This is a genomic window from Streptomyces griseorubiginosus, from assembly GCF_001514195.1.
GTDB classification, from domain to species: Bacteria; Actinomycetota; Actinomycetes; order Streptomycetales; family Streptomycetaceae; genus Streptomyces; species Streptomyces griseorubiginosus.
Map to the genome: position 1 here is coordinate 543,468 of NZ_KQ948736.1, position 10,802 is coordinate 554,269.

8 protein-coding genes and 3 pseudogenes are annotated in these 10,802 nt (G+C 72.7%); 3 read left to right on the forward strand and 8 right to left on the reverse strand.

Annotated features, from left to right (window positions below; genetic code table 11):
- Positions 1-248: 248 nt before the first annotated feature.
- The 3 genes and pseudogenes from AQJ54_RS15105 to AQJ54_RS46705 all read left to right on the forward strand — a co-directional run.
- Entirely contained in the window at positions 249-1,220 is a 972-nt protein-coding gene (locus AQJ54_RS15105) for a 2-dehydropantoate 2-reductase (protein ID WP_062028931.1), read from the forward strand.
- A gap of 353 nt (positions 1,221-1,573) precedes the next feature.
- Positions 1,574-2,032: pseudogene (locus AQJ54_RS47760) on the forward strand (molybdopterin dinucleotide binding domain-containing protein); the annotation flags it as partial.
- A gap of 152 nt (positions 2,033-2,184) precedes the next feature.
- Positions 2,185-2,367: pseudogene (locus AQJ54_RS46705) on the forward strand (formate dehydrogenase accessory sulfurtransferase FdhD); the annotation flags it as partial.
- Between the two features lie 278 nt (positions 2,368-2,645).
- Here the strand turns inward: AQJ54_RS46705 and AQJ54_RS15115 are convergent.
- From AQJ54_RS15115 to AQJ54_RS15150, 8 genes and pseudogenes are all read right to left on the reverse strand, one after another.
- A complete protein-coding gene (locus AQJ54_RS15115; protein ID WP_062237759.1) occupies positions 2,646-4,085 on the reverse strand; it encodes an alkaline phosphatase family protein in 1,440 nt (479 codons plus the stop codon).
- Positions 4,082-5,251, reverse strand: a complete 1,170-nt coding sequence (gene eboE / locus AQJ54_RS15120) for a metabolite traffic protein EboE (protein WP_062237761.1) — start codon at positions 5,249-5,251, stop codon at positions 4,082-4,084. The genes AQJ54_RS15115 and eboE overlap by 4 nt, the downstream gene beginning before the upstream one ends.
- 3 nt (positions 5,252-5,254) lie before the next feature.
- A complete protein-coding gene (locus tag AQJ54_RS15125) occupies positions 5,255-6,115 on the reverse strand; it encodes a TatD family hydrolase (RefSeq protein WP_062237762.1) in 861 nt (286 codons plus the stop codon).
- Positions 6,115-6,921, reverse strand: a complete 807-nt coding sequence (locus AQJ54_RS15130; RefSeq protein ID WP_062028921.1) for an EboA domain-containing protein — start codon at positions 6,919-6,921, stop codon at positions 6,115-6,117. The genes AQJ54_RS15125 and AQJ54_RS15130 overlap by 1 nt, the downstream gene beginning before the upstream one ends.
- Positions 6,918-8,051, reverse strand: a complete 1,134-nt coding sequence (locus AQJ54_RS15135) for a sugar phosphate isomerase/epimerase family protein (RefSeq protein WP_248845357.1) — start codon at positions 8,049-8,051, stop codon at positions 6,918-6,920. The genes AQJ54_RS15130 and AQJ54_RS15135 overlap by 4 nt, the downstream gene beginning before the upstream one ends.
- The gene (locus tag AQJ54_RS15140; protein WP_062237764.1) at positions 8,048-9,259 is read right to left on the reverse strand and encodes an SCO3242 family prenyltransferase; all 1,212 of its coding nucleotides are present in this window, start codon (positions 9,257-9,259) and stop codon (positions 8,048-8,050) included. Before AQJ54_RS15140 ends, AQJ54_RS15135 begins: the two co-directional genes overlap by 4 nt.
- Positions 9,260-9,510: 251 nt before the next feature.
- Positions 9,511-9,804 (reverse strand): annotated as a pseudogene (locus AQJ54_RS15145) (inositol-3-phosphate synthase); the annotation flags it as partial.
- Positions 9,805-10,113: 309 nt separating this feature from the next.
- The coding region (locus tag AQJ54_RS15150; protein WP_062237768.1) for a sugar phosphate isomerase/epimerase family protein at positions 10,114-10,802 on the reverse strand (689 nt) is incomplete at its 5' end.

Consider the following 10,802-nt stretch of genomic DNA (forward strand, 5'->3'; position numbering starts at 1 on the left):
GGGGTCCTGGGCGCTCGAGCCTGGGCACGGTGCCGTACGGCAGTCCTGTGGTCGGCAACATCGCGGTCCCTCCTGTACAGCGTCGCCGCTGCAGCTGAGTGCCAACTGTCGATTGGCTTTCGCCTACAGTCTACGGCGCACAACTGCTGCACGAGTCTTGCTGACCTCCGACTCCACCCTGTAGACAATATCCAGTCGACAAAGTCGACAGTTCCTCGGTCACCCTCACCGAACGGAGCTTCCTCATCATGAAAGTCGCAGTTCTCGGCGCCGGTGCGATCGGCGCATACGTAGGTGCGGCCCTGCACCGTGGCGGCGCGGATGTGCACCTCGTCGCCCGTGGCCCGCACCTGGCGGCCATGCGCGGGCAGGGCGTCCAGGTCCTCAGCCCCCGCGGTGACTTCACCGCCCACGTCCATGCCACCGACGACCCGGCCGAGATCGGCCCGGTCGACTACGTCTTCCTCGGCCTGAAGGCCAACTCGTACGCGGCGTGCGGGCCGCTCATCGAACCCCTTCTCCACGACACCACCGCCGTCATCGCGGCCCAGAACGGCATCCCCTGGTGGTACTTCCACCGGCACGGCGGCCCCCACGACGGCCACCGCATCGAGAGCGTCGACCCGGCGGGTGCGGTCAGTGCGGTGCTCGCGCCCTCCCGGGCCATCGGGTGTGTCGTCTACGCGGCCACCGAACTCGAAGCCCCCGGTGTCGTACGGCACTTGGAAGGCACCCGGTTCTCCATCGGCGAGCCCGACCGCAGCCTGTCCGAGAGGTGTCTCGCGTTCAGTGAGGCCATGCGGCTGGGCGGTCTGAAGGCTCCGGTCGAGGAGAACCTGCGCGACGACATCTGGCTCAAGCTGCTCGGGAACATCTCCTTCAACCCGATCAGCGCACTGGCCCGCGCGACCATGCGGCAGATGTGTCTGCACGGCGGCACCCGCAAGGTCATCGAGACCATGATGGCCGAGACCCTCGCGGTCGCCGAGGCCCTCGGCTGCACGGTCGGCGTCTCCATCGAGCGGCGCCTGGCCGGCGCCGAACGCGTGGGCGACCACCGTACGTCCACGCTCCAGGACCTGGAGCGCGGCAAGCCCCTCGAACTCGACGTCCTGCTCACCGCCGTGATCGAGCTGGCGGAGATCACCGGCGTGGACGTGCCCACTCTGCGCACGGTCCACGCCCTCTCCGACCTCCTCGCCCTCCGGTCCGCCGCATGACGGAACTGAGCACCCACGTTCACGGGTCCGGCAGTTGGGCTCGGCCGAACATCGGCACCGCCGTCCCGATGGCCCACGCGATCGGCCGGGACATCATCCAAACGGGCCTGGCCGAGCGGGAGTTCATCGAGCGGGCCACCTCGGGGTACGAGGAGTACCGGAGTCTCGTCGAACCGTGGACGCTGTCGCTCGCGGTGAAGGTGACGGGCGTACCGGCCACGTCCATAAGGGAGTTGGCGCGGACCTGGGCGTACGGCGAGCCAGGCCTGCCGTCGGGCATCGCGGAGTACGACGGGGATGCGGTCCGCGCGTGGCACAACCTGGAGCTGCTCGTCGGGCGCGGACAGGGCGGTCGTGACGGCCGTGTGCCCTTCCACATCGTCGAGCATCCCCCTCCGGTCGATTTGACGGACGAGCGGTATCCGCTTCGGCTGACCAAGGGGTGTCGCCTCGACCCGCACAACCCCCGCTTCCAGAAAGGCGGTTCGACATCGCCGCTTCGGCGGGCGGAGTGCGTCGAGCTGAGTCCCGAGGACGCCGAGCGCTACGGCGTGGTGGTCGGCGAGGAAGTGCGGGTGGTGACAAGGCGAGGGGCGACGACGGCACCGGTGTGGGTGGACCCGGCGCTGCGTCCGGGCCTGGCGTTCATGACCGAGTCGTCGAACGACGCGGACGGCAACGAGCATGTGGCCAGGGCTCGTTGTCCGATCGCGGGGGCGGCGGAGTTCGAGGCCGCCGCGATCCGCATCGAGAAGTCGCCGACCGCGCCGGTCCGCATCGAGACGTCGCCGGCCACGGCGCTACGGAGCTGAGGTCGGCCATGGGACGAGTGGCGGAACGGCCCGGGGTGGCCCGCGGCGGTGACGGAGTGGGCTCGTCCGCGATGGCGAGCCCCGTCCGAGGCGGAGCCCACTCGCGCCGTCCCGCCCCGTGCATGGTCGGGAGCCTGACGGAGGGCGGGCGTACGACCTCCTCTCACGGGCCGTCCGGTAAGGCGAGTCTTGACGGGGAGCCTCGGCGACTCGTCGCCGACACTCCCCCGGTCCGTGTCGACCCCGGCGTCCTCGCGAGCCTCCCCGACCGGCTCGGCGCGGCCGAACGGGTCCTCGACCGGGCCGGGGGCCTACAGGCCGGTGCCGTTCTCGCCGTGCGTCGGACCGGGCCCTCGGCCCCGGCCGGCCGTGCATGCGGGCACTCCATGAACGTGTACGCGGGTGCACGCCGGCTCGCCCTGACGGCCGCCGCGGCGGTCCGGGGGCGGCCGGCCTGTCCGTTTACACGACGGCGGGACCCCGACCGGCGGGGAGCGCCCCCTGCGCCTTCGGGGTCCCGCCTCAGTCCGCTCCTGCCTGGGACTCCTCGGTGTCGGGGGGCGTTGTCAGTGGTGGGTGCTTCACTGGGGACCAGCCAGGAAAGTCCGGCCGGTCAGGTGAGTCCGGCCAGCCGGAGCAGGAGTGACTTCACGTCGGTGGCCGCGATGCGGTCGCCGACGGCACGGGGGGTGGAGCAGATGAGGAGCGGACCTTCGTCGTCGCTCTCGGGGAGGCGGCCGTGGCTGCCGCGAATAGGTGACGGGTCGAGGGGCACCACCGCCATGCGGTAGCGCAGTCCGAGTTTCTTGCGGGCCAGCGCGGTGGCCGCCTTGACCTTGACGTAGGGGTCGAGCGGGTCCATGAACAGTTCGACCGGGTCGTAGCCGGGTTTGCGGTGGATCTCGACCAGCTGCGCGAAGTCGGGCGCGCGGTCGTCGTCGAGCCAGTAGTAGTACGTGAACCAGGCGTCCGGCTCCGCGACGGCGACGAGTTCGCCGACGCGCGGGTGGTCGAGGTGGTGGGCCTTCTTGCCCTCGTCGTCGAGGAGTTGCTCCAGGCCCGGCAGTCCGTCGAGGGCGGCGCGGGTGGCGTCCAGGTCCTCGGGGCGGCGCACGTAGACATGCGCGATCTGGTGATCGGCGACCGCGAAGGCTCGGGAGGCCATCGGGTCGAGGTACTCCATGCCGTCCTGCGTGTGCACCTCCAGGAGTCCGGCGCGCCGCAGGGCCCGGTTGATGTCGACGGGGCGGTCGACGCGGGTGATGCCGTACTCGGACAGCGCGACGACGGTACGGCCTTCCGCGCGGGCGTCGTCCAGGAGCGGGGCCAGCGCCCGGTCCAGGTCGGCGGCGGCCTTGAGGGAGCGCGGGTCGTCGGGGCCGAATCGCTGGAGGTCGTAGTCGAGATGAGGGAGGTAGCAGAGCGTCAGGTCGGGGTGGCGGGTGCCCATGATGTGGCGGGTGGCGTCGATGATCCACTGACTGGAGACCAGGTCCGCGCCAGGGCCCCAGAAGTGGAAGAGGGGGAAGGTGCCGAGTTTGTCGGTGAGTTCGTCGTGCAGGGCCGGGGGCCGGGTGTAGCAGTCGGGTTCCTTGCGGCCGTCGGCGTAGTAGACGGGGCGGGGGGTGACGGTGAAGTCGGTGTCGGCGCCCATGGCGTACCACCAGCAGATGTTGGCGACGGTGTAGCCGGGGTGGGCGCGGCGGGCGGCGTCCCAGAGCTTGTCGCCGGCGACGAGACCGTTGTGCTGCCGCCACAGGAGTACGTCGCCGAGCTCGCGGAAGTACCAGCCGTTGCCGACGATGCCGTGCTCGCTGGGGTGGGCGCCGGTGAGGAAGGTGGACTGGGCGGCGCAGGTGACGGCGGGCAGGACGGTGCCGAGCGGGGCGTGGGAGCCGGACTGGGCGAGGGACTTGAGGTGGGGCATGTGGTGCAGGAGCCGGGGGGTGAGGCCGACCACGTCGAGGACGAGGAGGGGGGTGGGTCGCGCGGCGGGGGGCTGTGGGTCGGTGGCGGCCGCTGCCGGTGCGGCTTGCGGGGGCTGGGGGCTCATGGCAGCTCCTTGAGGCCGAGGTCGGTCAGCAGGTCGCGGGCGAGGGTGAGTTCGGCGGCGATGCCGTCGGCGAGCTGGGTGCGGGCGCGCGGCCGCAGTGCGGGTGGGAGGGCCTGCCAGGTGTAGGTCTCGACCTCGAGGTGGCGGGTGAGGGGGTGCGGGCCGCCGACGAGCCGGGTCAGGGCGGCCCGGAGCACCGGGAGTGTGGAGGTGAGGGGTGCGGCGGGGGCCGCGTGCAGGGGGACGTGGAAGTGGGCGCGCCAGGGTGCGCCGTCGGGCAGGGCGTCCGCGGCGAGGGCCGCGCCGAGGTCGTCGGTGCCGCGCAGGCCGGCGGCGGTGGCCGTGCGGGTCTGGTGCAGGAAGCGGGGTTCGTCGAAGGCGGCGAGGGCCTCGCGGACCTCGGGGAGATGGGGGTGTTCGGCGTGCAGGGCCGCGGAGAGCTGGGTCTTGACGACGGGGACGCGGGCGGTGGTGAGCGCGTCCAGGGCGGTTTGGGGGTCCTCGAAGGAGGTGGCGAGGTGGCAGGTGTCGACGCAGATGCCGATGCGGTCGTGGGCGATCGCGGCGAGCGGGGCGATCGCGTCGCCGGTGGTCTCGACGACGCAGCCGGGTTCCGGTTCGAGGCCGACGCGGATGGAGCGGCCGGTCAGTTCGTGGAGGGCGTCGAGGCGTTCGGCGAGGGTGAGCAGTGCGGTGCGGGACTTCTCGGCGTCCGCTTCGTCGTAGCCGGTGCGCCAGGCGAGCGGGAGGGTGGAGATGCTGCCCTCGGTGACGTCGTCGGGCAGGAGTCCGGTCAGGACGCGGGCCAGGGCGGTGGTGTGTTCGAGGCGTTCGGGGTCGGTCCAGTCCGGTTTGTAGACGCGGTACTTGACCTTTTCGGCGCCGAAGCCCTCGTAGGGGAAGCCGTTGAGGGTGACGACCTCCAGGCCGCGCCGGTCGAGTTCGGTGCGCAGCACGCGCAGTGCGGAGGGGTCGGTGACCAGGGCGTGGGCGGCGTCGCGGGCGAGCCACAGGCCGATGCCGAGGCGGTCGCGGCCGAGGCGGCGGCGGACGGGTTCGCAGTGGTCGCGGAGCTGGGTGAGGACGCCGTCGAGTGTTTCGGCGGGGTGGACGTTGGTGCAGTAGGCGAGGTGGACCGTGGTGCCGTCGGGGTGGCGGAAGCGCATGGCTCACGCCTCCGTCTTCTGCGGTCCGCGCAGGATGGAGTTGCCCTCGTGGGTGACGTCGGTGACCGGGACGTCGAGGTCGAGGCGGCCGCTGAGGCCGTAGAAGGCGACGGGGTTGCGCCACAGCACCCGGTCGACGTCGTCCTCGCTGAAGCCCTCGGCGAGCATGAGATCGCCGACCTTGCGGGTCTTGAGGGGGTCGCTGCGGCCCCAGTCGGCTGCGGAGTTCACCAGGACCCGCTCGGGGCCGTAGGTGCGCAGGATCGCGACCATCCGCTCCTCGTCCATCTTGGTGTCCGGGTAGACGGAGAAGCCGAGCCAGCAGCCGCTGTCCTTGGCCTCCTTGACCGTGGTCTCGTTGAGGTGGTCGACCAGGACCCGGTCGGTCGGCAGGTGGGACTCGCGGACGACGTCGAGGGTGCGGCGCAGGCCCGTGAGCTTGTCGCGGTGCGGGGTGTGGACGAGCGCGGGCAGTGCGTGGTCGGCGGCGAGCTGGAGCTGGGCGGCGAGGGCGGTGTCCTCGGCCGGGGTCATGGAGTCGTAACCGATCTCGCCCACGGCCACGACCTGGTCCTTGACCAGATACCGGGGCAGTTCGTCGAGGACCGGGGTGCAGCGGGGGTCGTTGGCCTCCTTCGGGTTCAGGGCGAGCGTGCAGTGGTGGGCGATGCCGTACTGCGCGGCGCGGAAGGGCTCCCAGCCGAGCAGGGCGTCGAAGTAGTCGAGGAAGGACGCGGGCGAGGTACGGGGCTGACCCAGCCAGAACGACGGCTCGACCACGGCGCGCACTCCTGCGGTGTACATGGCCTGGTAGTCGTCGGTGGTCCGTGACGTCATGTGGATGTGGGGGTCGAAGATGCGCATCAGGACTCCTTGCCGTGGGCGCCGTCGGCGCCGGGGGCGGTGTGGGGGTGTGGGGCGCCGCTGGTGCCGTGGTCGGCGGCCGGTGGGGGCGGGGTGACCGGTGCGGGTGGGCCGGCCTCGGGGTCGGTCAGGGGCAGGACGCGGTACAGGTCCTGGGGGACGGGCCGGCCCGCGGCGGTGCGTTCGGCGGCGTAGTCGCCGAGCATGCGCGCGAGTTCGGCGTCCGCGCGGGCACGCCGGTCCAGTTCGGCCACCTCGGTGACGGGCACGCCGGTGAACAGGCACTTCAGGACGGCGTGACGCCATTGGTGGGCGGCGAGGTGGCGGGCGGCGTAGGGGCCGACGGCGGCGGCCAGGAGCCGGGTGTCATTGGTGCGCAGGGCGTCCTCGACGAGCGGGAGTGCCTGCGGGCCGGACACCAGGTGGGGCAGGGCGTGCAGGACGGCTCGGCGTTCGGCGGCGGTGCCCTGGGCGTAGACACGGGTGAGGGCGTCGGTGTCGGCGCGGGCCGCGTGCAGGATCAGGACGCGGACGGCGTCGGCGTGTTCGGGCCCGCAGCGACGTCCGGCCTCGGCGAGACGCAACTCCCACGGGGAGATGGGGCCGTGGGTGCCGGGGTGGGCGGCGGCCTCGTCGAGGGCCTGGTCGAGCCAGGCGCGGGCGGCTTCGCCGAGTCGGGCGGTGAGGTGGCGGTGCAGGGTGGTGAGCGAGGTGGTGAGGGGGGTGTGGGGGTCAGGGGTGACGGGACCCCCCGGGGTGTCCGCGACGGAGGTCGCCTGGTGGGCGTGGGTGCGGGAGTGGGTCATGGGGTGCTTCCTTGTGAGAGCGCCACGGCCTGACGGAGGAAGGGGAGGGAGAGCTCGGCGAAGTGGGGGCCCGCGTGGGAGTGGCGGGGCAGCTCGACGACCGTCAGGCCCTGGTAGCCGGTCTCGGCCAGGGCGGCGAGGACGGGTGGGAAGTCGATGTCGCCTTCGCCGAAAGGGAGGTGTTCGTGGACACCTCGGCGCATGTCCTCGATCTGCACGTGACGCAGCCAGGGGCCCACGGCGCGGACACAGTCGGCGGGTGATCGGGGCTCCAGGCACTGACAGTGCCCGATGTCGAGGGTGAGGCCGAGGGCCGGGGGGTCGCCGAGTGCGGTACGGAGGTGGTGGAAATCGGCGAGGGTGGCGAGGAGGTGGCCCGGTTCGGGTTCGACGGCGAGGGGGACGCCGGCGGTGGTGGCCGCCTCCAGGACCGGGGCGAGCGCCTCGGCGAGCCGCTTCCAGGCCAGGTCCGGGTCCGTGCCCGCCGGGGTGACGCCGCTGAAGCAGTGCACGGCGTGGGCACCCAGGTCGGCGGCGACCTGGACGGCCCGCACCAGCAGGTCGGCACGGCGGGCGCGGTCGTCGGGGTCGGGGTCGAGCAGGGAGGGGCCGTGTTTGCGGCGCGGGTCGAGCACATAGCGGGCCCCCGTCTCGACAGTGACCGTCAGCCCGAGTTCGTCCAGCCGCTGCGCGAGGCGGCGAGTGCGGGCGGCGAGGTCGGGGGCGAGGGGGTCGAGATGCATGTGGTCGAGCGTCAGCCCGAGCCCGTCGTAGCCGAGGTCGGCGAGGAGGGAGAGGGCGTCTTCGAGACGGAGGTCGGCGAGACCGTTGGTGCCGTAGCCGAAGCGGAGTTGGGGGGCTGGCGGGGAGGGGGCGGGGTTGGTTGCGGTGAGGGGGGTGGGGGCGGTTCTGGTGGTGCTGGGGGTGGGCGTAGGGGCTGGGGCGGCTTCGGTAGTGCTCAGGGTGTGTTGGAGCTCGGGCGAACGAGCCTGGGGGGCTCCGGTGGCACGGAGGGTGGGCTCCGGCGAAGGGACCGAGGCGGCTCCGGTGGTGCCTGGGGTGGGCTCCGGATGAGGAAACGGGGCCGATGCGTGGGCTCCAGCGCTGGGCTCGGCAAGGGGGCTGGTCATGTGACGCTCACCTTTCTCGCAAAGCGGGTTGCCAGGGGGGCGAGGGCGGTGGTGAGGAGGGCGGTGAGTGTCGCGGACTTCGTGCCCGAGCGGGCGGTGAGGGCGGCCTGGAGAGGGATCGTGGCGCGGATGCCCCCGGTGACGGCGCGTTGCGTGAGCGGGGGTGACGGGTTGAGCGCGGCGTGGAAGTACGGGCGCGCGGCGGTGACCGCGTAGGCCGCGGCGAGGGCGGCGCGGAGAACGGCGGGCGGGTCGTCGAGGAGCCTGAGCAGGGAGTCACGTCGGGGAGGGGGCGCGAGGGGTCCTGGCGAGAGGGAACGGGCCGTAGGTGTCCGGTGCTTCAGGGAGGGCTGCTCGCCATGGCCCCGGCCTTCGCCGGTCCGGTCCGTCGGGAGCGAACGTGCCCGGGCCACGAGGCGGGTCAGTGCGGCAGTCGTGGCCAGCGCCGCCAAGGGGGCGAGGAGCGAGCCGCCCTGCGCTTCCTTGCGGGACACGGTCGTGAGTGCGAGGGTGTGGGCCCCGAGGAGGGCGGCGGAGGGGAGAGCCTGCCGGATGCTCTGGAAAGCTGCCGGTGTGGGAGCCACTGCGGAGGCCGCGCGCGCCTCGGCGACGACGGCGGAGACCCGGGCGCCCACCGCATCGGCCTTCCGCCCTACGCCAAGCCCTCCCAGGTCTCCGACTGCATCAGCCCTCACGCCGACGGCACCTGCCAACCGGCCCGAACCGAACGAACCCACCACCCGACGCACTCCGCCACCACCGCCCACCGGCCCGGCACCGCCGTCGGCCGTCCTCCGCCCCGGGCTCGCCCCCGCTCCCCCAGCCGACGCCCCCAGCAACAGATCCAGCCCCCGTGCCGTGGCCATCGCCGCCGGGCCGAGCCGTGTGTTCTTCAGGGCGAGGTCGTACGCCCACACGGTGGCCGCCAGCGGAACCGCGACGGTGAGGGCCGGGCGCCCCGCCCAGGCCGCGAAGGAGAGGCCCGCGCCGGTGAGGACGCAGGCCGCGCCGAGGGCTGCCGTGGGACGGATACGGCCGGAGGGCAGAGGGCGGTGCGGGCGTTCCACGGCGTCCACGTCGCGGTCGGCCCAGTCGTTGAGGGCCATGCCCGCCTCGTAGAGGCAGAGAGAGGAGGCGATGGCGAGGAAAGTGCGGGGAGTGGGACGCGCGGAGACCGCCGCCGTGCCGGCGAGTGCGTCGCCGGGCACGGTGAACAGGGCTGGAAGGCGCAGGAGTTCAGCCCAGGCGCGGGCGCGGGCGCGAACGCTGACGCGGCCTGTGCGGATACGTTTCTGTCGCCCTGTGCGAGGTGAAGTCAGGGGCGACGGGAGTGCAGCGGGCTTCGGCGGCGTCCGGCCGCCGACCTCGGACGAGTCGTACGGTGCCGCCGCCCCCCGCGCCGTCACCGCTGCTCCCCGGAGCGACCGGCGTCGACCAAGCCTGTCTTCGGCTCGCGACGGCCGCCGGGTCTGATCTCCCTTTCGACGACGGCGAGTTCGGCGTTAACGGCGGTCGTCAGGTCGTGGGGCAGGACACCGCCGACCGCCTGGACCTCCGCCCGTCTAGGCAGGGGGCTGTCCACGGTGTCGTGGCCGCCGCTGTCGGTGAAGGGGAGCGTCTCGGTGACCAGCCCCGTCGACGGGTGCAGCCCCGCGGTGAGGGCGGCACCGCCTGCGGCGACCGTCGTGGCGACGGACCCGCGGGCGCCGATCAGCCAGACTCCGACCCGCGGTACGGAAACGGACGCGGACATGAACAGCCTCCTTGAACACGTATGACGCAGGCCCCCGGGACGGTCGTGCGTGTGCTGCGCGCATCGCCGTGACGGGAGGTGAAGAGGGCGGTCCGGCGTACGGCCGCCTGACCGCCTCGCTCGATCAAGGGGTGCGCCGGCGGGCGGCGTCCAGGGCACAGGGACGGAACCCCTGCCGGGAGCAGGCTCTCCCGGCGCGCCGACGGTCAGCCGACCCGCCAAGCCGCCAAGCCGCCGGTCCGCCGACCCGCACGTCCGCCGCCCCACCAATGGGCCGCCCTGCCGGAGCACACCCTCGACCGGAGAGAATTACTCGCCGCCTCCGAATGCGGCGTCGAAGGAGGCCGACGGGGCCTCGAAGTCGTAGCGCTTGAGACTCTTCAGCGCCTCCGGTGCGCCCTGGAGCCGGTCCATCCCGGCGTCCTCCCACTCGACCGAGACGGGCCCCTGGTAATCGATGGAGCGCAGCATGCGGAAGACGTCTTCCCAGGGGACGTTGCCGTGGCCGGCGGAGACGAAGTCCCAGCCGCGGCGGGGGTCGCCCCAGGCGAGGTGGGAGCCCAGGCGGCCGTTGCGGCCGTCCAGGCGGGTGCGGGCCTCTTTGCAGTCGACGTGGTAGATCCGCTCGCGGAAGTCGTAGAGGAAACCGACCGGGTCCAGGTCCTGCCACACGAAGTGGGAGGGGTCGAAGTTCAGCCCGAACGCGCTGCGGTGACCGACCGCTTCCAGGGCGCGGTGGGTGGTCCAGTAGTCGTAGGCGATCTCGCCGGGGTGGACCTCGTGGGCGAAGCGCACGCCCTCGGCGTCGAAGACGTCCAGGATCGGGTTCCAGCGTTCGGCGAAGTCCTGATACCCGCGGTCGATCATCGCCTGGGATGCGGGCGGGAACATCGCCACCAGATGCCAGATCGCCGAGCCGGTGAAGCCGATGACGGTCTGGACACCGAAGGCGGCCGCCGCCCGCGCGGTGTCCTTGATCCGCTCCGCCGCCCGCTGCC